Below are 25,692 nucleotides of genomic sequence, written 5' to 3'. Positions count from 1 at the left end.
TACACCGTCCGCTTATATAAGTCACGTCTTAACTAATAATCGACAGGTATCTTTAGCGAATGCCTGCCGCTCGCCGCTTCGCCGCCCTCTCGACGTCCGAGCCTCCGACCGGCCAGCAAGTGCTGTTACGGCAAGCCGTGGTGCTGGGCGGCAGCGTCGCCGGGCTGATGGCCGCCCGGGTGCTCAGCGACCACGCCGAACAAGTCCTCATCGTCGAGCGGGACGACCTCGATCTGCCCGGCGACGAGCCGCGACTCGGTGTGCCGCAGGGCAGCCAGGTGCACGCGCTGCTCCCCTCCGGCCTCAACCAGCTGAAGCGCTGGTTCCCCGGCTTCTACGAGGAGGCGCTCGCGGCCGGCGCGGTGAACCCGCCGCCCCGCACCAACCGCTTCTACCTGGACGGCCGGCTGCGCCAGGATCCGCCGTCCGAGTCCCCGCCGGCCGCCCTCATCTCCAGCCGCCCGTTCCTCGAGTCGCTGATCCGCCAACGCGTGCGGGCGTTGCCAAACGTGCGCTTCCTCCGGGCCCGGGCCGAGGGCCTGGTGTTCGAGGGCGACGCGGTGGCCGGCGTGCGCCTCGACGGCGGCGAGGAGCCGGCCGACTTCGTCGTCGACGCCACCGGCCGGTCCTCCCGGCTCGGCGACTGGCTGGAGGCGAACGGATTCCCCAAGCCCGAGATGAAGCGCATGGGCATCAAGCTCAACTACGCCACCGCTCTCTTCCGCCGCCCCGCGAACCCGTCGGTGTGGTCGTGCATCTCGGTCGCCAACCCCGGCCCCGGCAAGGTCGCCCGGATCGGCGGCTTCACCCCGATCGAGGGCGACCGGTGGACGATGCTGGTCTCCGGTTACGCCGGCGACCGCCCCGACCGCGACGACCTCGACTTCCGGCGGCGCTGCGTCGAGGACTTCCCACCCGAGTTCGGCGAGGTCGCCACGACGGCCGAGCAGGTCGGCGAGGTCATCACCTACCACCAGGCCGACAGCCGACGCCGTGAGTTCCACCGGCTGCGCCGGTTCCCGTCGCGCTTGGTCGCGGCGGGCGACGCGGTGGCGTCTTTCAATCCCGTGTACGGCCAGGGCATGACCTCCGCGATGCTGCACGCGTCGGCCCTGTCCGAGTACCTGCGCGGCGACCCCGACCTGGCCCGCCCGGCCCGCTCCTACTTCGCCGACGTCAAGGTGATCGTCGACGCCGCGTGGCAGGTGTCCACGATGGCCGACCTGGCGCTCCCCCACGTGGACGGGCCGTATCCGCGCGGCTACAAGGCGATCCAGTGGATCAGCGGCCGCATCTTCAAGGCGTCGATGCGCGACCAGCGGGTGAACCAGCAGCTGGGCAAGGTGACGGCGATGCTGGCGCACCCGAGCGCATTGGCCGAGCCCCGGTTCCTGGCCCGCGCGCTCGCGATCGGGGCGCGCTCAACCGCCTAGCCGCGCGTGGGGTCGTGGCTTGATGCTTCCACCTGGCGCCGGGCGTCGCGCACGATTCGACGTGCCTCCTCCAGGCTCGGGGACGGCGTGCGCCAGCGTCGGGTCCGCCGGAGCCATGAGGTTGCCACCTTTCTTCAGGCACGAACACCGCGCCCACCCCCAGCAACATCGTGTTCACGACCGCGACGACACCACGCGGCGACCAAGGATCGCGCGTCGGGCGGCGGTGGGAAAGACGGTCGGCGGGTCCAGCATCGTCTGTCACATCAGATCCTTCAACGAGGTCGTCGTGGCCTACACAGATGAGTGCGATGAACGCGCGTCGACGTGATATCGGTTCACCCGATCGAGTGGTCAGCCGCTCAGCAGGGCGGCGAGACGGTCGCGGAGGGCGCCGGCGTCGGGGCGGCTCAGCTCGTCGAGGATGGTGAGGGCGTCGGACCAGGCCGCGCGGGCGCCCAGCGGGTCGCCGGAGGCGAGGCGCGCCTCGCCCAGGTGGGTGAGCGCCTCCGTCTCGTTGAAGCGGTCGCCCACCTCGCGGAACATCGCCACCGCCCGGCCGTAGCAGGCGACCGCCTCCGCGTGCCGGCCCAGATGGTGGTGGGCGTGGCCGACGCTGTCCCAGGTGTTCGCCTCCCCGACCCGGTTGCCGATCTCCTGGTGCAGGGCGAGCGCCTCCTCGCACCGGGCCAGCGCCTCGGCGTAGCGCCCGAGCCCGGTCAGCGACCACCCGATGTTGTTGAGCGCACGGGCCTGCCCGGCCCGGTGTCCCAGCTCGCGGTAGGCGTCGAGCGCGCCCAGCGCCTGCTCGAGCGCCTCGGCGTGCCGCCCCTGCCGCTCGTGGACCTGGCCCAGGTTGAGGTGTGTGCGGGCCAGCCCGGCCCGATCCCCGGCGTCGGCGAACAGCCGCAGCGTCTCGTCGAAGTGCTCGGACGCCTCGTCGTAGCGGCCGAGCCGGGTGTAGGCGCGGGCCAGGCCGCGGTGCGCGTGCGCCTGACCGCCCGGATCCCCGAGGCGGCGAGCCGCAGCCAGCGCCACCTCGTGGGTCTCGATCAGGTCGCTCCACCGGCCGAGGCGGTCGAGCACGTTGGTCAGCGCCCAGGCGAGCTGCCAGGCATGAGTGTCGAACCCCTGATCGGCCGCGTGCCGGATCGCGCCGAGCAGCACACTGCGCTCGGCCGCAAACCAGTCCGCCGCATCCGCCTCAGTGCCGGGCAGCCCCGCGCCGGGCGGATCGGCCGGCGGCGGTGGGAGCTCCAGCGGATCCCGGTGCGGGTCGAGCAGCAGCGCCGCGGCGTGAGCCTGCCGCAGGTAGTGGTCGAGCAGCCGGTGCGCGGCGGCCCGGTTGTCGTCGGCCGCGGCCAGCCCGGCCGCGTATGCCCGCAGCAGGTCGTGGAAGGCGTATCGCCCGTCCCCGCTGAGCAGGTTCGCCGACAGCAGCTCGGCCAGCTCCTCCTCCACCGGCCCGCCCGCCAGCGCCGCCGCCGCGGCCGCCGTGAAGTCCGGCCCCGGGTGGGTGCCGAGCAGCCGGAACAACCGAGCGGCCGCCGGCCCGAGCCGCTCGTAGGACCACGAGAACACCGCCCGCAGGTCGGTCGCCGGATCGCTCTCGGCCAGCGGCGCCAGCTCGGCCAGCCGGTCGACCAGCGCGTCCAGGGGCAGGTCCGGCTGCATCGCCGCGCGGGCCGCGACGATCACCAGGGCGAGCGGCAGACGAGCCGTACGATCGATGATCTGCTCGGCCGCGGCCTGCTCCCGGGCGATCCGGTCCGCGCCGAGCCGCCGCACGAGCAGGTCACGCGCCTCCGCAGCCGGCATCACCGCCAGCGCCAACGGCCGGGCACCCTCGATCGCGACCAGGCCGGCGAGCTGGTTGCGGCTGGTCACTACGGTCCGGCAGCGCGGCGAGCCGGGCAGCAGCGGGCGCACCTGGTCGGCGTCGCGGGCGTTGTCGAGCAGCAACAGCATCCGCCGCTCCGTCATCAGGCTGCGGTAGAGGTTGACCTGCTGCGGCAGCTCGTCCGGCACCCGGGCCGGCGCCACCCCGAGCGCGTCGAGGAAGCCGCGGATCGCCTCGGCCGGCGACACCGGCGAGCCCGCCGGGTCGAAGCCGCGCAGGTTCACGTAGAGCTGCCCGTCGGGGAACTTGGCGGCCACCCGATGCGCCCAGTGCACCGCCAGCGCGGTCTTGCCGACCCCGGCCGTGCCGCCGATCGAGATGATCGCGGCGTCGCCGTCGAGCTCGCTCAGATGCGCCTCGCGGCCGACGAACACCGGCGGCGCCACCGGCAGGTGCGCCGGGGTGACGGAGAGGCGGGCCGGGGCCGCCAGCGCCGGGTCGTCGCGCAGGATCTCCTCGTGCCGGCGGCGCAGCCCGGCGCCCGGGTCGAGGCCGTACTCGTCGGCCAGGTGCCGGGCCACCCGCCGATAGGTCTCGAGGGCTTCGGTGCGGCGGCCGGCGCGGTGCAAAGCCAGCATCAGCGCGGCGGTGAGCCGCTCCCGCGCCGGGTGCTCGTCGACCAGCCCGGTCAGCGTGGGGATGACGTCGTGGTGCCGCCCGCACGCCAGCTCGGCCTCGACGCGCATCTCCCACGCGGCCAGGCGCAGCTCGGCCAGGCCGGTTCCGATGCGGTCGCGCAGCCGGTCGGAGGCGAGGCCGTCGAGCAGCGGCCCGCGCCACAAAGCCAGCGCCTCCCGCAGCACGGCCGAGCGCGCCGCCGGGTCGGCCGACTGCCGGCCACGCTCGACCAGCGTGTGGAATTGGTGGGCGTCCACCCGCTGCGGGTCGACCTCGGCGACGTAGCCCTCGCCACTGCGCAGCAGCCGGATGCCGTGGGCACCGTCCCGCGCAGGATCGAGCACCGCGCGCAGCCGGGCCAGGTGGGTCTGCAGGATGGCCGCGGCGTTGGGCGGCGGCTGGTCGTCCCAGAGCATGTCGAGCAGCCGGTCGACGGCGACCAGACGGCCCGCCTCCAGCAGCAACAGTCCCAGCAGCAGGCGCTCACCACGACGCCGCCCAAGCGCGACGATCGAGGACCCGTGCGCGACCTCCAGCGTCCCCAGCAGCCGGAACTCCATCCATCGAACCCTACCGATCAAAATAAGAAAGCCGTGTCAAGTTCGTGTCAAGACACCCCGGAGATGCTCGGTCCACACCAAACGGGGAGGCACAAATGATCAGCACACTGCTAGCGCTCGCCACCACTCTGCTCGTCGCCGGCCCGCCGTCCGCCGCGCCGGACAGCCCCGGGAGCTCGGGCAAGGTGGACTTCGCCGCGACCGCGCCGGCGTCCAGTGTCCGCGCCGATTTCGCCGGCCAGGCCCGCTCGGCCGGCCTGACCGCCAAGCAGTCGGCCTCGCTGCAGGGCAAGGCAAACGCGTACCTGGCCAAGCTCGGCAAGGGCGCCACCCAGAAGAGCTTCAACACGATCGCGCTCAAGGGCGCCGACCTCTACCTCACCGTGCCGGGCGAGGCCCAGCCGCGGGGCCTCGCCGCCTCCTACTGTGCCTACTACTACTTCTGCGCCTACAGCGGTGAACGGCAGACCGGCGACTCCATCCACATGTATGACTGCGGCGTCTACAACTACATCCCGTGGGTCACGATGGGCTCCTGGGTGAACAACCAGACCCGTGGCACCCGCCCGTGGCTGTACTTCTGGACCGACGGCAGCTGGTGGAACATGCCGGCCGCGTACGCCCAGCAGCTGACCGGGGTCGGCTGGTCCCCGGTGGACGGCATCATTCCCTGCTGATCTTGCCAAGTAAGGGGGGCGGTCAGCCTCCACTGCGGACGAACACCGGCATGGTGTCGAGCGTGGTGGTGATCTGACCGGTGGTCCCGCCGGCGTAGCGCTTACCGGTGAAGTAGTCGGTCCAGGTGCTGCCCGGCGGGAACCAGACTGTGGTGGTGGCGGAGGTCCCGGGCGTCGTGACCGGGGCCACCAGCATGTCGGGGCCGTAGAGATATTCGGCGCCGGCCGTCGCGTACGCCTCCTGCTCGGTCGGATAGGCCAGATAGAGCGGCCGGACGATCGGGGTGCCGGTGCGGGTCGCCTCGGCGGCGGCGCTGTACGTGTACGGCTGCAGCGTCTTCCGCAGGTTCAGGAACTTCTTCGCCGACGCGTTGGCGGCCGGCCCGTACTGCCAGGGGAGGCGGTCGCTGTGGTTGGAGTGCAGGCGGTCGATCGGCTGGAACGTTCCGAACTGGACCCAGCGGGCGTACAGGTCGTCGGGGAGCTTGGTGCTGCCCGGCTCGGTCCCCGGCTGTTGCAGGCCGTTGGTGTGCCCGCCGATGTCGTGGCTGACCGCGGCCAGCCCGGTCGCCACCGACTCGCCGCCGGTGTAGCCGACCTCGAACTGCAGGGTCTCCCAGTTCGACGTGGTGTCGCCCGTGAAGTGCAGGGTGGTGCGCTTGTCGGCCCACGGCCCGGTCGGCACCGCGGTCGGCCCGCTGTAACCGCCGGCCTGCAGCGACCCGTACGCCCGGGAGAACGCGAACCCGGTCTCGTCGGCGTACTTCTGGTTGATCCACGCGTCCGGCGTGACGTCCGCCTTCGACGACCGCGACCCGTCGCAGCACCAGTCCAGCCACCAGAAGTCGGGCTTGCCGGGAAAGAGCTGCCGGTGCAACTGGAGGTACGCGGCGAGCTGGTCCGGGTCGCCCCAGTCGAAGACGTAGCAGTCCGCGCCGCCGTTGCAGCCGACCCGCTGCAGCTTGCCCTTCGCGGTGGCCTGCGCGGCGGCGAAGCGCGGGTCGGAGCCGAGGATGCTCGGGTGGATGTTGAAGCCGGTGCGCACGCCCTGCGCGTGCAGCCAGTTGACGAAGCCTTGCGGGTCGGGGAACTTCGCCGGGTCGATCGTCCAGCCGTTCCACTTGTCGGGCGCCTTGAAGTCGGTGTCCACCACCATCACGTCCAGCGGCACGCCCTCGGCGCGGGCGCGCTGCACGATCTGCTGGAAGCCGGCGGCGGTGCGGTCGTAGTACTCGGAGTACCAGACGCCGTACGCCCATTGCGGCAGCAGCTTCGTCGGGCCGGTCAGCGTCGAGAGGTCCTGCAGGCCGAGGGCGTAGTTCTGGCCGTACCCGAAGACGTACGCGTCCTGGTGGGTGAGCGAGTCGTCCAGCAGCGACCAGCCGTCCTGGTAGAGCAGGCCGGGCGCGGTGAGCGCGCCGCCGTCGACGCCGTCGAGGCCGCGCCGGTAGCCGCCGAGCGGCGCGTGCGGGGCGAGCAGCGGCGCGTCCGCGGTGGTGACGGCGACGGTGTCGAGGTTGACGTTACAACTGGCGTCGGTGGGACAGCCCAGCGTCACCGTGTTGGTTCCGGCCGCGAGAGAGACCGGGATCGACACCGTACGCCAGTAGTCCCAGCCACTCGTGGGCGCGAGCGTGGCGGTCGCCCCGTTGACCGTGATGGTCCGCGATTGCACGGGCTGCGCCCCGGCTTTCCCGTTGGCATAGCGCAGTTGCACGCGGTAGGTCCCCGCGCTCGGCACTCCGGTGACGGTGATGGCGTCGCCCGCTCCGGCGCGTTCCAGGCCGGCGAGGAAGCCGCTCCCGGCGTACCCGTTATGGTTCTGAGCCGGCGCCGCGCCGCCCGCGAGTGACCCGGTTTCCGCCTCGCAGAGCGTGCCGAACGCACAAGGTTTGGGCCGCGGCGTGGTCGGCGCCGGGAAGGCGCCGCCGGGCTGGACCACCGCCAGGCTGTCGATGTTCACGTTGCCGGAGTCGGCGGCGGTGCGCGCGATGGCGATCTCGTGCCGGCCGGCAGCGAGATCGAGCGAGGCGGTCGCGACGGCCCAGGTATCCCAGCTTCCGGTCGGAGGCATCGATATCGTACGGGCGGAGCCGCCGTCCACGGTTACGGTCAGGGTGCGCGTGGTGTTCTGCCCATCGCCGCCGGTCGCGTTGGCGTAGCGGAGGCTCAGCTGATACGTGCCGGAGGCGGTGACCGCGAAGCCCAGGGAGTCGCCGGTCGACTGGAATCCGGCGGCGAAGCCCGATCCGGTGTAGCCGCCGTGGTCGTTCGCCACGCCCGGGCCGCGCAGCGCGAGCGACTCGGCCTCGCAGAGCGTGGCGAGCGCGCAGTCGGGGGTGACGTGGCCGGCCCAGGGCGCGGCCTGCACGACCTGGCGGCCGGCGTTGAGGCGCACGGTGAGGTTGCCGGTGGTGAACGCGCCCGATCCGACCTGGTAGCGCAGGGTCACCGCGCCGGTGTCGATGGTGAGCCACCCGTTCGTGGTGCTGCTGCGGAACGTCGTGGGCGTGAACTTGTCGCGGCCGATCACGTTGAACGTCGCCGCGTCGGTGAACTTGCCGTCCGGCGCGTACTCCGTGCGGATCAACGTGGGCGAGAGCACCTCAAACCGCGCATTACCAGAAATAACAGCATTTTGAGGGGCGGCACCGTGCGGCACCGCCGCGAAGCCCGCAACCAGCATGAGACCGACAAACCCGCGACCGACCATGCTGACAACGCTGTCGGGCGCGAGTCATCGATGTCAATGAATTACCGGGCGAACAAGGTACGTTGTCTTGTCGTGCCTGCCCCATTGCGCCCTACCGACCCTCGGTACATCGGCCGTTACCGGCTGTTGTCCCGGCTGGGCGAGGGCGGCATGGGTTCGGTCTTCCTGGCGTCGGCGCCGACCGGCCGCCCGGTGGCGGTCAAGGTGATCCGCCCCGAGTACGCGCACGAGCCCGAGTTCCGCGCCCGCTTCCGCGGCGAGGTCGACCGGGCCCGCCAGGTGCCGCCGTTCTGCACCGCCGAGGTCCTCGACGCCGACCCCGAGCACGTCACGCCGTACCTGGTGGTCGAATATGTCGACGGGCCCAGCCTCAGCGAGGTGGTCGACGACCGCGGCCCGCTGACCGGCGGCAGCCTGCACGGCGTCGCGGTCGGCGTGGCCACCGCGCTCGCCGCCATCCACGGCGCCGGCGTCATCCACCGCGACCTCAAGCCGCGCAACGTGCTGTTCGCCCTCGGCACCCCGAAGGTCATCGACTTCGGCATCGCGCGCCCGCTCGAGCCGACCTCCTTCCACACCCGCGCGGAGGAGATGGTCGGCACCCTCGCCTATATGGCGCCCGAGCGCTTCGACACCGACGCCGACCACCACCTCACGCCCGCCGTCGACGTGTTCGCGTGGGGCGCGCTGGTCACGTACGCCGGCACCGGCCGCACCCCCTTCGGCGGTGACATCCCCACCGTCACCGCCGCGCACATCCTCACCCAGCCACCCCGCCTTGGCGACCTCCCGCCCTACCTCGCCGAGCTGGTCCTGGCCGCGCTGGAGAAGTCCCCCTCGAACCGCCCCAGCGCGCCCGAGCTGCTCGACCGCCTCCTCGTCTCCGGCTCCTCGCCCAGCGCTCCCTCGCTCCCGATCGAGCTGCGCCGCGAGGCCGAGGCCGCCGCCCACTACCGCACCGGCACCGGTTGGTCCCTCGAAAAGCGGGGCCGCAAGCGCCGCACCGCCGCGATCACGGCCATCGCCCTCGCCACCGTGGCCGCCGTCGGGGCCGGCACCGTCCTGCGCAACCGCGAGCCCACGCCGGCGGAGGCCCCTCCCCCGCCGTCGGCGCCCGCCGCGGTCGCCGGCCCGTCCCTCTTCGACGCCCTGCGCGGCCCCGGCTTCGTCAACACGTCCACCGACCAGTACGGCACCTGCACCTACCGCAACGGCTTGCGCGTAACGGCCAAGACAGCCGACGCCGCGATGTGCGCCCTCACTCCCTACGTGGTCTTTCCACCCACCCAGACCATCGCTGTCAGCGCGACCTTGGCCGACGCGCGCTCCTGCGCCGCGATCGTCTTCCGCGCCGTGGGCGAGGACGGCAACCTGGTCAACTACTTCCGCGACGGCTACCTCGCCACCATCTGCCCCGGCGAGGTCCGCCTGGCCAGCACCATCGGCGGCGCCGTGAGCCCGATCGCGGCCGCCAAGCGCCCCACCGCCCCCGGCAAGGCCCATCGCATCTCGCTGGCGACCACCGACCGCTCCGCAACTGTCGCGATCGACGGTGCCGACGTCCTTGACGGCATGCTGACCGAGTCCGCCTTGGTCAGCGGCCGAGTCCTGCTGGGCGCCTCCACCGGCCGCGTCACCTACACCGACGCCGAGCTACGGTCCGGCGCCGACCCGGCCGCCCCCGCCGTGCCGCCCTTCGCCACCGGCGACGCGCAGTTCACCGCCGGCATGTGGACCCTTTACGACGCCGGCGGCGTGGCCATCGTCGAACCCACCGAGTTCCTCTCCGGCCGTGAGTACTGCCGGCGCTTCGCCCTGGCCGACAGTTCCCCCAGGTGCTCCCAGAAATACGTCCCGGCCACCAGCTCGCTGGCCGTGAGCCTGCCCCTGGCCGACAAGCCGGCCTACCTGGACTACCGCAGGAACCCCCAAAAATGCCGGGATTCCCGTACGCGTGCCGGCACGTGCCCGGTGAGCTTCCGCGAGTTCTCCACCACCACCGACGGCACCTCCCCCTGGCCCGCCGTCGTGACGATCAAAGCCGGCAAGGTGACCTCGGTGGCCCGCCTGGATCTGGCCTAGCGAGCTGTCGCTACTCGATCAACGACCGCACCGGGGCAGAGGTCTTGAGATGATCAAGCTTCCGATCCTTCAAGGCAAGGCGCGTGTTGCGTGTGATGATCTCGGCTACCTGCCGGCCAGTCATTCTCTTCGCCGGGTCGGCATGCAGCCGTACGAACAAGGGCCCGGATCGATGCCCGGCTGCTGCCAAATGCCGTTTCCAGGCGAGTAGTGCCGCAGCTGGGCAGATAGCCTGGTCGCACCTGGCCGCCACGGTGACGTATTGGGTCGGCCGGGTCGCCTTCCGAAATAACCTCACCTCCAGGCCCCCCGCTTTGCGAACCACATCTTCGACGTCGAGCGCTGCGATGTCCGCGGAAGTCAGCGCGATGTCACAGCCGAATCCCAAGAGCACGACAGCTCGTTCGTACAGCTGACGGCCGGTGATCCGGGCGAAGTCGTGCCGCCTTCCCAGGTCGAGGGGCCGCCTCAACTGGTGAAGCAACAAATCCGACGAAGGCGCAAGCTTGACCGGGCCGACCGGGCGGTCAATCACCGAAGCACTCACGCTGGTCTTGCCCTTCGCGCGCGAAAGCCTGACTCGGCACCTGCTCCCGCAAGTTCGCCGCGGGCGGCCAAGTTCGGATTGCACCATGAACGAGCCGCATGCAGCACAGAACCAACGCTGCAGTCCGAGCCGAACCGCGAGGGTCAGGAAGTTCTCGACTCGGCCGGCACGGCGAAGATCTCGCAGTTTTGCCGCCATCTCCGGGTCCTCGCGCAACATACTGATCAGTTCAGCGAAGCGCGCGCTCAGGCTTGCCCTGTCGGTATTAAGCGCGAGAGCCAGGTTTCGATGAGACATCTCCAGTCCGACGGCGCCGAGGATGATGTCCCGTCCGGTCTCGTCGGCGATCCGCAACTGGAGTTCGGCCAGGAGGGCTTCGCCAACCAGATCTCCGACGGCGGACTCGCCGGTCTCATCCGACAGACGCCTGCTCCCGCTGCTCACTTCCGGTCCTCCGTGGAAGGTGTGGGCTTTTCCTTCTTCGGCCGACGCACCCGGAAACCTCGCGCCCAGGGTAGGAACATCCGGAGCGGATCAATCAGCGTACCGAGCGCATGGATGACGGATTCAACGCCGTCCGGAGTGGTCTTGTCGAGCGCCCGCCTGGCGATCTGGTTGAGCAAAAAAGCAGTGATGGCGATGGCGATGAGCGCACTGACGGCGATCACCACGGCCATGACGACCGGCGTGGGGATGGGGAACTGGGTCCCTTCGGACATCGAAACCTTCCTCCATAAACACGAAAGGCCCCGCTCGCGAGATGCGAGCGGGGCCTCGAAGACCAAAAGAAAAAGCCTCGACGTCAGTCGAGGCCTTGTGCGGGCACAGTACACCCGCAGAGAGAGCCTAGGGCAAGATCATTCACATCGCAAACACGCAGGTCGCGACCGGTGTTCAGGATGTGAGTTCGCCACGCAATTTCGTATCACGCAGAACATGAGGCTTCAGTGGTTTTGCTCATGTTCTGCGTGCGCACCGAATCGGAAGGGTCAGCGGGCGCGGTGGCGGTAGTGGTGGACGATCAGCGTGGTCGCGCAGGCCAGGGCCACCAGCCCGAAGGCCGAGCTGACAAAGGGGTTGGCGACCGACGAGAGCACGGCGTTGGTGGCGGCGCTCAGGATCAGGAGCACCCACAGGATGGGGCGCAGGGCGCCGCCGCGGCGCTCGGAAGGGGTCTGGCTGATGCTGTAGTCGTCATTCATGCCGATGACGCTACGAAGCGCGCCGGCCGGGGCCAATCCACCTGGCACCACTCTTCGGGTACAGCCTGCTGTACCTCCGATTCGGTATCTGGCTGGATGGTTGCGGGCCGGCCGCCTCCCTAGCGTTTTCCGTGCGCCACAACGACGACACGGAAGGCATGACGATGTCCGCGGTACGCGTGGAGAAACTCAGGCGGGTCTACGGTCCGGTCACCGCCCTGGACGAGGTCGACGCCGCCTTCGAGCGGGGCACCTTCACAGCGGTGATGGGGCCGTCCGGCTCGGGGAAGAGCACGCTGCTGCAGACCGCGGCGGGGCTCGACCGGGCCAGCTCGGGACGGGTGTTCATCGGTGACACGGAACTGTCCACATTGTCGGAGACGAAGTTGACCGAGCTTCGCCGTACGCGAATCGGCTTTGTGTTCCAGGCTTTCAACCTCATCGGCGCGCTGACCGTCGAGGAGAACATCGTGCTGCCCCTGCGGATGGCCGGCGTGCGGCCGGATCACGCGTGGCTGCGGCAGGTGGTCGAGCGGGTCGGGCTCGGCGACCGGCTGCGCCACCGGCCGTCGGCGCTCTCCGGCGGGCAGCAGCAGCGGGTCGCGATCGCGCGGGCCCTGGCCACCCGGCCCGAGGTGATTTTCTGCGACGAGCCGACCGGTGCGCTCGACACGCGGACCGCCGCCGATGTGCTGGCGCTGCTGCGGGCCGCCGTCGACGAGGCGGGGCAGACCGTCGTCATGGTGACGCACGATCCGGTCGCCGCGTCGTACGCGGACCGGGTCTTGATCCTGGCCGATGGCCGCATCGTCGGGGACATGCCGCAGCCGGGCGCCGCCCGCATCGCGGAACACCTGGCCTCGCTCGATCGGAGGGTCGCGCGATGACCGCCCTCGCCGCCAAGCTGCTGCGTCACCGCGCCGGGCCGGCCGTCGCCACACTCATCGCGCTCGTGGCCGGCGTGCTCATCCTGACCGCGCTGGGCACGCTCGTCGAGTCGGGCGTGCGCTACCACCCCGCGCCGACGCTCTTTCGCGCCGCCGACCTCGTCGTCGCGAACCGGGAGGTCAGCCACACCTACAAGGAGTTCGGCGGCGACACGACCACCGCCACCGCCGCTCTGCCCGAGGGCACCGTCGACGCCGGGCTGGTCGCGAAGCTCCGCCAGGCGCCGGGGGTCACGGCCGTCGCGGGCGACGACCGGATCATCATCGACTCACCGCAGGCGATCGGTCATTCCTTCGACGTGTACGCCTTCGCAGGCGGCCCGCCGGTAGCCGCACCGAAGACCGACGACGAGGTGGTGGCCGACTCCCGGCTCGGCGCCTCGACCGGTGACCACCTCAAGCTGATGGTCGCTGGAACGATCCAGTCCTACCGGGTGACCTCGACCGTCGACACCGGCGCGCCGCAGGTCTTCTTCACCGGCGCCCAGGCGGCCCGGCTTTCCGCGCATCCCGGACGGTACGACGCGATCGGCGTCCGCACGTCCGATGTGGACGCCGCCGCCCGGGTCGCCGGCGCCGGGACGTACACGGGAGATCGGCGCGGCGACGCCGAGCAGTCGGACGGCCTCGCCGCTCGCACCCTGCTCATCGAGGCCGGTTCCGCGTTCGGCAGCTACGTGGTCATGCTGATCGTCTTCGTCGTCGCCGGCACGATCGGGCTGTCGGTGCGGCATCGACGCCGCGATCTGGCCCTGCTGCGGGCCGTCGCCGCCACGCCGGGCCAGCTGCGCCGCATGCTGATGGCCGAGACCGCGCTGCTCGCCCTGGTCGCCGCCGTGGTCGGCGTGCCGGGCGGGCTGCTCGCCGCCCGCTGGGCGCACGGCGAGCTCATCGACCGCGGGTTCATCCCGGCCGGCTTCCCGCTCGCGGGCGGGCCGATCGCCGGTCTCGTCGCGGTCGGCACGGCGGTGCTGGTGGCGGTGCTCGCCGCGCTGATCGCCGGCCGCCGGGTCACCCGCATCAAGCCGGTGGAGGCGCTCGGCGAGATCGCCGTCGAGCCCAAGAGCAGCGGCGTGGTGCGGCTGGTCTTCGGCGTCCTCACGCTGATCGCGGCGGGCGCCGCGGGCGGGTTCACCGCCGCGCTCACGGGAGCCACCGCGGCGCTGGCCGGCGCGGTCGGGATGCTGTATCTGTTCGTCCTCGCGGTGGCGCTGCTCGCGCCCTGGATCAACGCCTTCGCGGCCCGGCTGCTGACCCCGGTGCTCAACCGGGTGTGGCACGCCAGCGGTTACCTGGCCGCCAAGAACCTGCGGGCCAACGCGCAGGGCATGGCGACCGTGCTGACCGCGCTGGTGCTGGCGGTCGGCTTCGGCGGGTCGGTGTGGTTCCTGCAGAACAACCTCGCCCGGCAGACCACCACGCAGAACCGGGTGGGCACGCTCGCCGACCGGGTCGTGGTGGGCGGTTCGGCGGCCGAGATCCGCGCGCTCGGCGGCGTGCAGGCGGCCACCGGCATTCGCCGTACGTCGATCGTGGTGAAGTCCTTCGACGGCATCGAGCCGGTCGCGGCGCAGGCGGTCGACCCGGCGGGCGTCGCTGCCACGATGGACCTCGGCGTGCTGGAGGGCAGCCTCGCCGCGCTGGGCAAGGGAACCGTGGCGCTCTCGGCGATGCAGGCGTCCTCGTCGGGCTGGCACGTCGGCGACACGGCGACGCTGTGGCTCGGTGACGGCACGCCGGCGTCGCTCGAGGTCGTCGCCATCTATCGCCGCGGGCTCGGATTCGGCGACGTGACGCTGGCGAAGGAGACGGTGGCGGGCCACCTCCCGCGCGACGCCGACGACGAGGTGCTGGTGCGCACCGGGCCCGGCGGCGCGGCCTCGCTGGCCGCGTGGAGCGCCGGCCACCCACGCAGCGCGGTGCTCGACGCCGCCACCCGTACCCGGATGATCGGCACCGACCTGGCGATCGGCGCGTGGCTCAACCGGATGTTCATCGGGGTGATGCTCGGGTACGCGGCGCTGGCCGCGTCCACCACGATGGTGATGGCCGCGCTCGCCCGGCGGCGCGAGCTCGCCCTGCTGCAGCTGGTCGGGGTGACCCGGCGGCAGATCCGCCGGATGGTCAACGCGGAGCAGGCCGGGCTGCTCGGCACCGCCGTCCTGATCGGCGCGACCATCGCGGCGCTCACGCTCGGCTCGATCGTGCTGGCGCTGACCGGAAACCCGATCCCGTACATCCCGCCGCTCGGGTGGGTGGCCGTGCTGGGCGGGGTGACCGCGCTGGCCCTGGTCTCGACGATCTGGCCGGTGCGGCGGCTGCTGCGCACCCCGCCGATCGACAACATCGGCATCAAGGAATGACCTGACTTTTCTCACCCGGGCCCGCGGGCTGCCGATCGGACGCTGCATGGCCGAAGACCGGTTGATGGATCCCGCGGGCAGGGATGCCGTCCTTGCCGCCACGCTCGCCCAGCACTCCGACGCGTACATCGCGGCGGTGTCGTCGACCGGGTTGTTCGTGCCACTGCCGGACGAGCTCGCCTCGACCGGCCTGCGGCCGATCGAGGGGCCGACGTCGATGCTCGGCCTGGTGATCACCGAGGACCAGCGGATCGTCATCGAGACCTGGCATCGGGCGCTGCACGAAGGCGTGGGCAACTGTCTCATACGCCTGCTGGCGGCGCCCGACCACCAGGTCCGGCTGCACCTGATCGACGTCACGCACCGGCTCGGCGTCTACGCCGGCCTGATCACCGGCATGGAGGACCACTCCGCCGAACTCACGCTGACGCATGACGAGGTGCGGCCGCGGCTGGTGACCGTGCACAAGGACCAGACCGCGGTGATCACCGAGGCCGGGCCGGAGGTCGCGCCGCTGCTCGGCTATTCGCCGGCCGAGCTGGCCGGGGTGCGCAGCCTGGAGATCGTGCACCCCGACGACCACGAGCGGGCCATCGCCAGCTGGATGGACATGCTGAGCACCCCGGCCGGCTCGGCCCGGCGGGTGCGCCTGCGCCACCTGCACCGCGACGGGCACGCGGTCTGGTTCGAGATCACCAACCACAACCACCTGGCCGACCCCGAGCGCCCCGGCGTGATCGCCGAGATGCTCGACATCTCCGACGAGATGGCGGCCCAGGAGGCGGTCCGCGCCGCCGAGCAGCTGATGCGCAGGCTCACCGAGACGCTGCCGCTGGGCATCCTGCAGATCGACGCCGAGCGCCGGATCACCTACCTCAATGACCGCGCGGCCCGCGCCCTGCGCGCCCGGGCCGGCGACGTGCTCGGCGACCAGCTCGACCCGATCCTGCCGGCCGACCGCCCGGCCGCCGACTACGCGATCGCCGAGGTGCTCGGCTCCGGCAACGACGTCGACATCGAGTACGGCAGCCGCGAGCCCGGCCGGGGCGTGCGCCGGATCCGGGCCAACCTGCGCGCGCTGACCGGCGACGACGGCGCGGTGACCGGCGCGATCATCTGCCTCGCCGACGTGACCGAGGACGTGCGCCTGCGCGAGGAGCTGCGGCACCGGGCCACCTTCGACCCGCTGACCGGCTGCCACAACCGCGCCGCGACGATGGCCGCCCTGCAGGAGGCGGTCGAGGCCGCGCAGTCCGGCACGGCGGTCGTGTTCCTCGACCTCAACGGCTTCAAGCAGGTCAACGACCGGTACGGCCACGCCGCCGGCGACCAACTGCTCACCCAGGTCTCGTCCCGGCTGCGCCTGGCCGTGCCGCCACCCGGCGTGGTCGGCCGCATCGGCGGCGACGAGTTCCTGGTGATCCTGCACGACGTGCCCGGACCGGCGGAGGCCGCGCGGATCGGCGCCGGCCTGATACCGGTCGTGGGCAAGGACGACGGCGGGGTTCCCCGGGCCAGCGTGGGCGTCGCCTGGTCGGCGCCGGGCACGGACACCCCCGACGAGCTGATCGCCCGCGCCGACGCCGCTATGTACGAGGCGAAGGCCATACATAAGGAAGGTCATCCGGCACATCGGTGAAGACGTCCCGGTAGTAGGCGGCATCCTTGCGCAGCAAAGCCGACCGGTGGCTGCGGTGCAGCTCGGCTTCGCCGAGCCAGGGCGGCAGCGCGCCGGCTGCCGCGAGCTCCCGCTGAGTGCGCACGGCCGTGATGCCGGTGCCCGGAGCACCTGGATGGTCTCCACCCGCTGCTTGCCGAGCCGCCGCGGGTCGAGCGCGGCGGCGCTCTCCCGGAAACCCGGGTACGGCAGGAACGTCTGCACGGCACCACCATGCCCGTTTGAGAACCGGCAAAACGGTTACCTGAGGGGCGGAGGTGATTCGATGAAGTTCGTGGTGAAGAAGACCACCAATGGAGAGTTCCGCTTCAACCTCGTGGCCACCAATGGGCAGGTTGTCGCGACCAGCGAGTCCTACAAGCAGAAGGCGTCCGCGCTGAACACGATCGATTCGATCCAGAAGAGCGCGGGTGGCGCGTCGGTCGACGACCAGACCGCCTGACCCCTCAGGTGCCGCTTGGCGCCGCCCTTAAGATGCACTTGCGTATCTTACCTTAGCGACCTATGGTTGCGTTGTAAGATACACTCGCGCATCTTAAGGGCGGCGCCCCATGTCCACTCCGAAAATCGACCCCACCGCGCTGCGCACCGCCGTCGCGGTCCTCGCCGGCGGCATCGCGGTCATCCTCGACTCCACGATCGTCAGCGTCGCCCTGCACGAGCTGGGCACCGACCTCGGCGCCGGCGTCGGCACGATCCAGTGGGTCAGCACGGCGTACCTGCTGGCGCTCGGCGTCGTCATCCCGACCGTCGGCTGGCTGCAGGGGCGCCTCGGCGCGAAGCGGCTCTGGATGACGGCGCTCACCCTCTTCCTGCTCGGCTCGGTGCTCTGCTCGCTGGCCTGGAGCGCGGAGAGCCTCATCGCGTTCCGCGTGGTCCAGGGGCTGGGCGGCGGCGCGATGATCCCGCTGATGACCACGATGATCATGCAGGCCACCTCGGAACGCGACCGCGGCCGGATGATGTCGGTGGTCGCGCTGCCGATCGCGGTCGGCCCGATCCTCGGCCCGGTGATCGGCGGCCTGATCCTCGGCGTCGGCGACTGGCGCTGGCTGTTCCTCGTGAACGTGCCGCTCTGCCTGATCGGCCTGGTCCTCGCCGCCCGCCTGATCCCGGCCGATGAGCCCGGCCGCCGCGGCCGCCTCGACCTGGTGGGCCTGGCGCTGCTGTCGCCGGCACTGGTCGCGCTGCTCTGGGGCCTGTCCAACGTCAGCGGCGACGGCGGCTTCGCCCACACCGACGTGCTCGTCCCGCTGCTCGGCGGCGCCGCGCTGCTGGTCGCGTTCGTGTTCTGGGCCCTGCAAAAGGGCGGCCGTGCGCTCGTCGACCTCGAGGTGCTGCGCTCGCGCTCGACCTGGGCCGCGACCGCGCTGATGTTCCTCTCCGGCGCCTCGCTCTACGGCGCGATGCTGCTGCTCCCGCTCTACTGGCAGGAGCTGCGCGGCATGGACGCCCTCGCCGCCGGTGTGCTGCTGATCCCGCAGGGCGTCGGCTCGTTGCTGAGCCGCTCGGTTGCCGCGCGCCTGCTGGAACGCTTCAGCGCCCGCTGGGTGTCGATCCTCGGCTTCGTGCTGGTCGGCCTGGCCACCGTGCCGTTCGCGCTGGCCGGCGCGCACACCGCGACCTGGGCGCTGATGGTGACGCTGTTCGTGCGCGGCCTCGGCCTCGGCATGGTGATGATCCCGCTGATGACGGCGGCGTTCGTCGGCCTCGAGCGCGAGCAGGTGCCGCACGCCAGCATCGTCACCCGCATCGCGCAGCAGGTCGGCGGCTCGGCCGGGGTCGCCCTGCTGGCCGTCATCCTGGCCACCTCGGCGGCCGGGTCGGGCTCGCTCACCGAGGCGTTCGACACGGCGTTCTGGTGGACGGTCGGCTTCACCGGGGTCGCGGTGCTGCTCTCGTTCGTCCTCCCGGGGCCCGCCAAGACGACGGCTCCCACGCCCGAGCTGGTCAAGGCTTAGCGGAGGGCGTGCCCGTAGGCGGCCGCCATCGACGCGACATCCGGTTCGCCGTACTCGGCGACCATCGCGGCGAAGGCGGCCGCCTTGCCCGCTCCGAACCGGCTCACGTCCAGCGCATAGGTCGCCGCGGTGACGAACGCCGGCGGGCTGGTCTTGCTGTGGAACTTGTCCGCGTACATCACCAGCCGCTCCTCCCCGGTCTCCGCGACATAATCGCCGGCCGGCAGCGGCAGACCCTGACCCACGATGTCCTCCCGGGTGATACCCACCCCCGTGTGGCGAGCGCAGAACCGGCTCAGCACTTCCGAGAAGCCAAGTTCGCGCATCATCCCGTACCCGATAACCCCATGCCTGATATATGCGCCGTCAAGACGATAAACACCAATATCGTGTACGAGGCAGCCGGCGCGCACCAGGTCAGCGTCGAGCGAGGGGCCGGCCAGCCCGGCCGCGATCTCCGCCACGATCTCGCAGTGCGTGTACACCGATTCCAAGGCAGCGCTGTCCGGCGCGAGACGCTCGTGCAGGGCTCTGATCTCGGCATCGCTCGGGAGGAAACTCATCCGAGCAGTTCCGGGCGCCGCCACTCCTCCCCCCGCACGTGGTGGTCGAGGAACGCGAACACCGTCTCGTACCAGACCTTGGCGTTGCCGGGCTTGAGGATCCAGTGGTTCTCGTCCGGGTAGTACAGGAACTTGTGCGGGCTCGAACCGTCCTCGTTCCTGGCCCGCGACAGCAGGTCCCACCACAGCCGCAGCGCCTCGCCGATCGGCACGCGGTAGTCCTTGTCGCCGTGGATGACCAGCATCGGCGTGGTGATGGCGTCGGCCGAGCGGTTCGGCGAGTTCGCCTCCAGCCGGGCCGCGTCGAGCTCGCGCGCCCAGTAGAACGCCGCGTCCGTGGTGGTCATCATCTGCTCGAGCGACCACAGGGAGGCGTGGGTGACGATCGCGTCGAAGCGGTCGGTGTGCCCGGCCACCCAGTTCGCCATGTAGCCGCCGAACGAGCCGCCCATCGCCGCGGTGCGCCCGGCGTCGATGCCCGGGCGCTGCAGGGCGGCATCGGTCAGCGTCATCAGGTCGGTGAAGGGCTTGTCGCCCCAATCGCCCCACCCGCGCTTGATGAACCCGTGGCCGTAGCCGGTGGACAGCGCCGGGTCGGGCAGCAGCACCGCGTAGCCACGGGCCACCGCCAGCCACGGGTTCCACCGCCAGGACCAGCCGTTCCACGAGCTGAGCGGCCCGCCGTGGATCCACAGCAGCAGCGGCTTGTCGCCTTCGCCCTCAGGGACCGCGAGCCAGGCGCGCAGCGGCGTGCCGTCGGCGGCTTCCGCCGCGATTTCTTCCAATTTCCCGGGTACGGCTAGCGCCGGCGCCGGACCGTTCAGCGGCTCGGCGTCGCCGGCGCCCGCCAGCGGGATGCGGACCGGGGTCGGCGGGCTGTCGATGGCGCTGCGCAGCGCATAGGCCCACCGCCCGTCCGGCGAGATGCGGACGTCACCGTACGCGCCGTGGTCCTGGGTCAGCCGGGTGACCTCGCCGGTCGCCACCTCGACCCGCCACAGCGGCGCGCGCCCGCCGTCGTCGGCCGACACGATCAGCGCCGCGCCGTCCGGCGTCCACCGGGCGTTGTGCGGATGCCTGTCCCAGCCCGCGGTCAGGTCTTCCGGCTTGCCGCCGTCGACCGGGAACAGGGCCAGCCACTCGTCGCCGGGATCCTCCAGTGTGGACCGCCGGTAGACGACGACCACCACCCGTGTGCCGTCCGGCGAGACGCGCGGCTGCGCGTACTCGTGGTCGGGATCGTCGGCGAGCACCCGCCGCTCGCCGGTCGCCACGTCGATCGCCACCAGCGTCGGCCGCTCCGAGCCGCCGCGCTCGGCCACCGTCCACACCGCGACCACCGTGCGGCCGTCCGGCGTGATGTCCCAGCCGTACTCGTCGCTCACCGCCCGCCCGGCGTATCCCGTGAGGTCGCGAAGCTCGATCGCCTCGTCGTCCTCGCCCGCCCCCGCGCCGTCGCCTGCGCCCGCTCCCGCGCCCTCGCCTGCGCCCGCTCCCGCGCCGTCGCCTGCGCTCGCTCCCGCGCCGAGCTCGCCCGCGACCAGCCGCGGCCGGTCCGGGCCGAGATCCTGGTCCCAGAGCCGGATCGGATACTCCTCGTGCAGGATCGCCGAGACGCCCGCCTCCTTGCGTTTCTTGCGCAGCTCCCGGTCACCGTCGAGGCTCTCGGCCGACGGCAGCAACGCCGAGCCGGCCACCACGGTGCCCGACTCGCTGACCACCAGGCCCTGCACGCCGCCGCGCGGCTTGGCCACCACCCGGGCGTCCCCGCCACCGGCCGGCAGCAGCCACAGCGCCGACCGCGGCTCGTCGTCGTCGTCCTCCCCCGGGTCGGGCTCGGGCCGGGCCGACGTGAAGAGCAGGTCGCCGGCCGGCGTGAAAGCCGCCGCCGCCTCACCCTTGGCGCTGCGGGTCAGCCGCCGCGCCGGCCGCTCACCGGCGGGGTCGATCTCCCACAGCGCGGTGACGTAGCGGGTGTTCTTCCGGTCGGGCGTGCCCACGCCGACAACGAGCCGCCGCCCGTCCGGCGACAGCCACAGCCCGCCGAGGCGAGGCAGCCGGACGTACGCGTCGAGGTCGTGGAAAGGCTGGGGGACGCTCATCGGGCCTTTCTACACCCGTACGCGTGAGCCCGCTGCCCGACCGCGTGTGTGGTGGGCGGCACGGTTCGCATCTCCCGTGATCGGCATAGGGTCGGGCACATGACGCGAGCTGTGATGCTTGACGGGTTCGGCGGGCCGGAGGTGCTGCGCCTCGGTGAGATCGAGGTCGCGGCGCCGGGTGCCGGGCAGATCCGGGTGTCGGTGCGCTATGCCGGTGTCGGGCCGACCGATCTGGCGATCCGGGCCGGGCACCTCCAAGGCGTCTTTCCGGCCGGGGCCGGGTCGGTGCTGGGCTTCGAGGCCGCCGGCGTGGTCGAGAGCGTCGGTGAAGGGGTGCGCGACGTGGGCGCCGGCGACGAGGTGGCCGTCTTTCTGCCGCGTCTCGGCGGCTATGCCGGCCTGGTCGCGGCCGATTACTGGGTGCGCAAGCCGGCCGGTGTCTCCTGGGCCGACGCGGCGGCGCTGCCCGCTTCCGGCGAGGCCGCGGCACGCGTACTCGATCAATTGAATCTCGGAGCGGGCGAGACCCTCCTGCTGCTCGGCGCCGCCGGCTCGGTCGGCCGGATCGCCACCCAGCTGGCGGTGGCCCGCGGCGCCACGGTCGTCGCCGCGGTCCGTCCGGCCGACTTCGCCGTGGTCGAGCAGCTCGGCGGCGTGCCGGTCGACTACGCGAAGCCCTACGGCGAGCGGGTCGACGCGGTCTTCGACGCCTCCGGCCGGACCGACCTCGGCGCCGCGATCACCGCGGCCGGCGGCCCCGAGCGGGTCATCACGCTCTCCGACCCGCGTGGGCCGCAGCTCGGCGTGGAGCTCTCCAACGTCGTGCCCGAAGGCGTCCCGGGCGCCCTGCGGCAGGTCATGGACCGGCTCGCCGCCGGCGACCTCGCGCTGCAGCCCCAGACGATCGCGCCACTGGCCGGCGTCGCCGAGTTGCACGCCCGCCTCGAGAGCGGCGATCTGCGCGGCAAGGCCCTACTCGAACTTTAAAACCCGTAACGCGATGTCGACTGTGGCGTACAGGCTCGCCCGGTCGACGCCGGCGCTCGCCGGCCAGCCGACTGGCGGCGAGGAACCGCGCGGCGCCGCCGTCGTCGCTGCCGCTCGCGAGGCCGCCCTGGATCGACAGGCAGCCGTGCGGCCGGTCCGGCCGGGTGAGCGCGTCGGCGTTCGCCCGCAGAAACTTCTCGATGACCGCGTACGCGGTGGGCTCGGCGAGCGCCTCGCGGGCGTACGCCATGTCGGCCTCCGCGTAGCGCGCGACCGCCCGCCGGAAAAGCTCCTCCTTGTTGCCGTGCGCGGTGTACATGCTCGGCCCGCCGGCTGGCCGCCGAGGGCGCGCACGTCTTCCTCAGCAGCCGCCGGAAGGACGCCCTCGACGAGGCCGTCGCCGCGATCGGCGCGAACGCCACCCGGGGTCCGGGCCGACGTCGCCGACCTCGACGACCTGGGCCGGGTGGCGGCCGCTGTCCGGGACCGCGGCAACGGGCTCGACGTCCTGTTCGCCAACGCGGGCGGCGGCGAGTTCGCCTCGCTCGGCGACATCAGCTGGGAGCACTACGCCGCCACGTTCAATACCAACGTCGGCGGGACGCTGTTCACCGTGCAGGCCGTGCTGCCGCTGCTCAACCGCGGCGCCTCGATCGTGCTGACCAGCTCGAACATCGACGTCAAGGGGGCCGCGGCCTTCAGCGTCTACGCCGCCGGCAAGGCGGCGCTGCGCTCGTTCACGCGCAGCTGGGCCGCCGAGCTAGCCGGGCGGGACATCCGCGTCAACAGCATCGCGCCCGGCCCGATCGCGACGCCCGGCCTGAGCGGGCTCGCCCCCGACCCGGAGGCGGCCGAGCAGCTGCTCGAGGGACTGGCGTCGGGCGTGCCGATGAACCGGCTCGGCCGGCCCGAGGAGATCGCCGACACCGTGGCCTTCCTGGCCTCGGGCGCCAGCACCTTCATGACCGGGACCGAGATCTACGTCGACGGCGGCGCCGGCCAGGTCTGAGGTACCACCCCGATCACCACCCGTGGGTGGTACGCGAAAAGGGCTGGGAAGCCGACTCTCGAGGCATGACCACAAGCGCTCTGATCAACCTCGGCATCGGCCTCGTCATCATCGCGTACATCTGCTCCAAGCAGCTCTCCTGGCGCCCGGTCGACCCGGCGCGGATGTGGAAGCTGCCGCTCATCCTGGGCGTCGCCGGTGTCCTCTCGATGGCGCAACAGAACACCACGGTCCACCCCGTCGACGTGGTGATCCTCGGGCTTTCCGGCCTGCTGGCGGTGGCCTCCGGCACGCTGATGGGGCGGATCGCCCGGTTCCGCCCCTCACCCACGAACCCGGGGATGATGGAGAGCCGCACCGGGTGGCTCGGCGTCGGCATCTGGATCGGCCTGATCGCGGTCCGGGTGGTGCTCGACGTCGCCGGCCACCGGATGGGCTCCGTGCTGGCCGTCTCCACCGGCACGATCCTGCTGGTCCTCGCGCTCAACCGGGCCGCGAGCGCGCTGGTGGTCTCGGCGCGCCAGCCGCGCCGCACGCCGCAGATGGCCGGAAGATAAGTCCGTGCCCCAGTTCCCGGCGCGTCGCCCCTGGGCGGTGATGCTCAACCTGGCCGGCGTCGCGCTGATCGGCGCCGACCTCGCCCAGCGGTCGCTGCGCGACGCGCCGGCGGCACTGGCGGTGGCGGCCTGGGTGGCCTGGTCACTCTGGCCGCTGGCCGTTCTCTGTCCCGAGCGATGGGTACGGGTCCGCACGGCGCTCTACCTCGGCATGATCGCCGGTGGCTCGCTCGCCGGGGTCACCACCGACGTCATCGCGTTCGTCCCCGCCGCCGTCGCCCTGCTCGCCCTGGCCGGCGCCCCGGTGATCCCGCTGCGCCTGGTCGGGGCGGCCACGGCGGGCTCGCTCGTCCTGGTCGGCGTGGGCCTGCTCATCGAACCGGCCGAGCGCGGCGCCGTCTTCGGCGTGGTGTCGCTGCTGTGCGTCTGCGGCTTCGGCGGGCTGAGCCGCCGGCAGTACCGCATGTCGGAGCAGCAGTCCCGCGCCCTGCTCGAGGAACGGCTGGCGGTCGAGCAGGAGCGCGCCCAGGTCGCCGCCCTGACCGAGCGCTCCCGCATCGCCCGCGACCTGCACGATGTGCTCGCGCACTCGCTCGGCGGGCTGGTCATCCAGCTGGAGGCGGTCGACGCGCTGCTCGAGTCGGGCCAGGCCGACCAGGCCCGCGACCGGGTCCAGGCCGCGCGCAAGCTAGCCGTCTCCGGTCTGAACGAGGCGAAGCAGGCTGTCACCGCGCTGCGCGAGCCCGACGAGCCGCTCTCCGCCGTGGTCGCCACCCTCGCCGAGGCCCACCGCGCCCTGGGCGGCCAGATCGCCGTCCGCGGTGACGCCGACCGCGGCACCCTGGACGCCGCGTCCCGCACCGCCGTCCGCCGCGCCGTGCAAGAGTTGCTCACGAACGCCCGGCGCCACGCGCCCGGCGCCGCCACCACCCTGGATCTGGACTGGGACGACACCATGCTGACCATCACCGCGACCACGCCGACGGTCCACGACGCGGGCGCCTCGCCCGGCGGTGGTCACGGCCTGGCGGGCATGCGCGAGCGCGTGACCGAGGCGGGCGGCACTATGACCGTACGAGATGGGCCGTCTTTTGAAGTTGTCCTGCGCCTGCCCGGGAGGCCGGCGGAATGATCCGGGTGCTCGTGGCCGACGACCAGGCAACCGTGCGGGACGGATTGGTCACGCTGCTGGGCCTCGCCGAGGGGATCGAGGTGGTCGGCGATGCGGCGGACGGCGAGGAGGCGGTGCGCCGGACGCTGGCGCTGCGGCCCGACGTGGTCCTGATGGACCTGCGCATGCCCCGGTTGGACGGCGCCGGCGCCACCGCCAGAATCGTGGCCGAGGCGCCTGGGACCGCGGTTCTGGTGCTGACCACCTACGCCGACGATGAATCCCTCGCCGGCGCCCTGCGCGCGGGGGCCCGCGGCTATCTCACCAAGGACGCCGGCCGGGCGGAACTGGCGGCCGCGGTGCGATCGGTGGCGTCCGGGCAGGCGACGTTCGCCAAGGAGATCGCGGACCGGCTGGTGCAAGGGTTCGCGCCGCGGCCCGGCCTGCGGGAACGGTTCCCGGCGCTGACGGCTCGCGAGACGGACGTGCTGGAGGCCATCACGCTGGGGCACAACAACGCCCAGATCGCGGCGGAGTTGTTCCTGAGCGTGGCCACGGTGAAGAGCTACATCAACTCCATCTTCGCCAAGCTGGGCGCCCGGGACCGCGCCCACGCGGCGGCGATCGCCTCGGGCCGCTCCGACGGATAGATGGTGACCATGGCGCCCGGAGGAGCAGACTG

20 protein-coding genes and 1 pseudogene are annotated in these 25,692 nt (G+C 71.9%); 13 read left to right on the top strand and 8 right to left on the bottom strand.

Annotated elements, in window-relative coordinates:
- Nucleotides 1-59 precede the first annotated feature (59 nt).
- Entirely contained in the window at nucleotides 60-1,433 is a 1,374-nt protein-coding gene (locus ACQPZX_RS12580; protein WP_433378931.1) for an FAD-dependent oxidoreductase, read from the top strand.
- Nucleotides 1,434-1,787: 354 nt separating this feature from the next.
- Here the strand turns inward: ACQPZX_RS12580 and ACQPZX_RS12575 are convergent, their stop codons facing one another.
- Nucleotides 1,788-4,511 (bottom strand): BTAD domain-containing putative transcriptional regulator, encoded by a 2,724-nt coding sequence (locus ACQPZX_RS12575; RefSeq protein ID WP_433378928.1) that lies wholly within the window; start codon nucleotides 4,509-4,511, stop codon nucleotides 1,788-1,790.
- Between the two features lie 95 nt (nucleotides 4,512-4,606).
- On the opposite strand from ACQPZX_RS12575, the gene ACQPZX_RS12570 reads away from it, so the two are divergent.
- Nucleotides 4,607-5,188: a hypothetical protein gene (locus ACQPZX_RS12570; protein WP_433378926.1), complete on the top strand. Its 582-nt coding sequence runs from the start codon at nucleotides 4,607-4,609 to the stop codon at nucleotides 5,186-5,188.
- A gap of 22 nt (nucleotides 5,189-5,210) precedes the next feature.
- Here the strand turns inward: ACQPZX_RS12570 and ACQPZX_RS12565 are convergent, their stop codons facing one another.
- Nucleotides 5,211-7,778, bottom strand: a complete 2,568-nt coding sequence (locus ACQPZX_RS12565; RefSeq protein ID WP_433378923.1) for a TIM-barrel domain-containing protein — start codon at nucleotides 7,776-7,778, stop codon at nucleotides 5,211-5,213.
- A gap of 195 nt (nucleotides 7,779-7,973) precedes the next feature.
- On the opposite strand from ACQPZX_RS12565, the gene ACQPZX_RS12560 reads away from it, so the two are divergent.
- The gene (locus tag ACQPZX_RS12560; RefSeq protein WP_433378920.1) at nucleotides 7,974-9,983 is read left to right on the top strand and encodes a serine/threonine-protein kinase; all 2,010 of its coding nucleotides are present in this window, start codon (nucleotides 7,974-7,976) and stop codon (nucleotides 9,981-9,983) included.
- Between the two features lie 10 nt (nucleotides 9,984-9,993).
- On the opposite strand, the gene ACQPZX_RS12555 is transcribed toward ACQPZX_RS12560, so the two are convergent.
- The 3 genes from ACQPZX_RS12555 to ACQPZX_RS12545 form a co-directional block, all read right to left on the bottom strand.
- Nucleotides 9,994-10,974 (bottom strand): hypothetical protein, encoded by a 981-nt coding sequence (locus ACQPZX_RS12555; protein WP_433378917.1) that lies wholly within the window; start codon nucleotides 10,972-10,974, stop codon nucleotides 9,994-9,996.
- Nucleotides 10,971-11,249, bottom strand: coding sequence for a hypothetical protein (locus tag ACQPZX_RS12550; RefSeq protein ID WP_433378914.1), 279 nt, complete (start codon nucleotides 11,247-11,249; stop codon nucleotides 10,971-10,973). Before ACQPZX_RS12550 ends, ACQPZX_RS12555 begins: the two co-directional genes overlap by 4 nt.
- Nucleotides 11,250-11,519: 270 nt before the next feature.
- Complete coding sequence (locus ACQPZX_RS12545) at nucleotides 11,520-11,732, bottom strand: hypothetical protein (RefSeq protein ID WP_433378911.1); 213 nt, start codon at nucleotides 11,730-11,732, stop codon at nucleotides 11,520-11,522.
- Between the two features lie 164 nt (nucleotides 11,733-11,896).
- Here ACQPZX_RS12545 and ACQPZX_RS12540 point away from each other — a divergent pair, with 164 nt between their 5' ends.
- Genes ACQPZX_RS12540 through ACQPZX_RS12530 form a run of 3 tightly spaced genes read left to right on the top strand, consistent with a single transcriptional unit; the run spans nucleotide 11,897 to nucleotide 16,681 of the window.
- A complete protein-coding gene (locus ACQPZX_RS12540) occupies nucleotides 11,897-12,619 on the top strand; it encodes an ABC transporter ATP-binding protein (protein ID WP_433385208.1) in 723 nt (240 codons plus the stop codon).
- Nucleotides 12,616-15,042 (top strand): ABC transporter permease, encoded by a 2,427-nt coding sequence (locus ACQPZX_RS12535; protein WP_433378908.1) that lies wholly within the window; start codon nucleotides 12,616-12,618, stop codon nucleotides 15,040-15,042. The genes ACQPZX_RS12540 and ACQPZX_RS12535 overlap by 4 nt, the downstream gene beginning before the upstream one ends.
- A 46-nt stretch (nucleotides 15,043-15,088) precedes the next feature.
- Nucleotides 15,089-16,681: a diguanylate cyclase domain-containing protein gene (locus tag ACQPZX_RS12530; protein WP_433378905.1), complete on the top strand. Its 1,593-nt coding sequence runs from the start codon at nucleotides 15,089-15,091 to the stop codon at nucleotides 16,679-16,681.
- On the opposite strand, the pseudogene ACQPZX_RS12525 reads toward ACQPZX_RS12530, so the two are convergent.
- A pseudogene (locus ACQPZX_RS12525) lies at nucleotides 16,629-16,924 on the bottom strand (pyrimidine dimer DNA glycosylase/endonuclease V). The gene ACQPZX_RS12530 and the pseudogene ACQPZX_RS12525 sit on opposite strands and share 53 nt — an antisense overlap.
- Before the next feature lie 61 nt (nucleotides 16,925-16,985).
- On the opposite strand from ACQPZX_RS12525, the gene ACQPZX_RS12520 reads away from it, so the two are divergent.
- Together ACQPZX_RS12520 and ACQPZX_RS12515 are read left to right on the top strand one after the other, a co-directional pair.
- On the top strand, nucleotides 16,986-17,162 hold the full coding sequence (locus ACQPZX_RS12520) for a YegP family protein (RefSeq protein WP_433378902.1): 177 nt from the start codon (nucleotides 16,986-16,988) through the stop codon (nucleotides 17,160-17,162).
- A 109-nt stretch (nucleotides 17,163-17,271) separates the two neighbouring features.
- Nucleotides 17,272-18,681 carry an MDR family MFS transporter gene (locus ACQPZX_RS12515; RefSeq protein ID WP_433378899.1) on the top strand — a complete coding sequence of 470 codons (1,410 nt, stop codon included), beginning with the start codon at nucleotides 17,272-17,274 and terminating at the stop codon, nucleotides 18,679-18,681.
- Here ACQPZX_RS12515 and ACQPZX_RS12510 read toward each other — a convergent pair.
- Together ACQPZX_RS12510 and ACQPZX_RS12505 are read right to left on the bottom strand one after the other, a co-directional pair.
- The gene (locus tag ACQPZX_RS12510; protein ID WP_433378897.1) at nucleotides 18,678-19,244 is read right to left on the bottom strand and encodes an HDIG domain-containing metalloprotein; all 567 of its coding nucleotides are present in this window, start codon (nucleotides 19,242-19,244) and stop codon (nucleotides 18,678-18,680) included. The genes ACQPZX_RS12515 and ACQPZX_RS12510 overlap by 4 nt on opposite strands.
- Nucleotides 19,241-21,346, bottom strand: coding sequence for an alpha/beta fold hydrolase (locus ACQPZX_RS12505; RefSeq protein ID WP_433378895.1), 2,106 nt, complete (start codon nucleotides 21,344-21,346; stop codon nucleotides 19,241-19,243). Before ACQPZX_RS12505 ends, ACQPZX_RS12510 begins: the two co-directional genes overlap by 4 nt.
- A 99-nt stretch (nucleotides 21,347-21,445) precedes the next feature.
- Here ACQPZX_RS12505 and ACQPZX_RS12500 point away from each other — a divergent pair, with 99 nt between their 5' ends.
- From ACQPZX_RS12500 to ACQPZX_RS12480, 5 genes are all read left to right on the top strand, one after another.
- On the top strand, nucleotides 21,446-22,333 hold the full coding sequence (locus tag ACQPZX_RS12500) for an NADP-dependent oxidoreductase (RefSeq protein WP_433378893.1): 888 nt from the start codon (nucleotides 21,446-21,448) through the stop codon (nucleotides 22,331-22,333).
- A gap of 22 nt (nucleotides 22,334-22,355) precedes the next feature.
- Nucleotides 22,356-23,342: an SDR family NAD(P)-dependent oxidoreductase gene (locus ACQPZX_RS12495; protein ID WP_433378890.1), complete on the top strand. Its 987-nt coding sequence runs from the start codon at nucleotides 22,356-22,358 to the stop codon at nucleotides 23,340-23,342.
- A 65-nt stretch (nucleotides 23,343-23,407) separates the two neighbouring features.
- Nucleotides 23,408-23,899, top strand: coding sequence for a hypothetical protein (locus ACQPZX_RS12490; RefSeq protein ID WP_433378887.1), 492 nt, complete (start codon nucleotides 23,408-23,410; stop codon nucleotides 23,897-23,899).
- 4 nt (nucleotides 23,900-23,903) lie between these two features.
- A complete protein-coding gene (locus ACQPZX_RS12485; protein ID WP_433378884.1) occupies nucleotides 23,904-25,031 on the top strand; it encodes a sensor histidine kinase in 1,128 nt (375 codons plus the stop codon).
- A complete protein-coding gene (locus tag ACQPZX_RS12480) occupies nucleotides 25,028-25,660 on the top strand; it encodes a response regulator transcription factor (RefSeq protein ID WP_433378881.1) in 633 nt (210 codons plus the stop codon). The genes ACQPZX_RS12485 and ACQPZX_RS12480 overlap by 4 nt, the downstream gene beginning before the upstream one ends.
- The last annotated feature ends 32 nt before the right edge of the window (nucleotides 25,661-25,692 follow it).

This window comes from Actinoplanes sp. CA-142083 (genome assembly GCF_050942195.1).
In the GTDB taxonomy this organism is placed as follows: Bacteria; Actinomycetota; Actinomycetes; order Mycobacteriales; family Micromonosporaceae; genus Actinoplanes.
The sequence above is the reverse complement of the archived record's forward strand: the minus strand, read 5'-3'. Positions and strand labels throughout refer to the sequence as shown.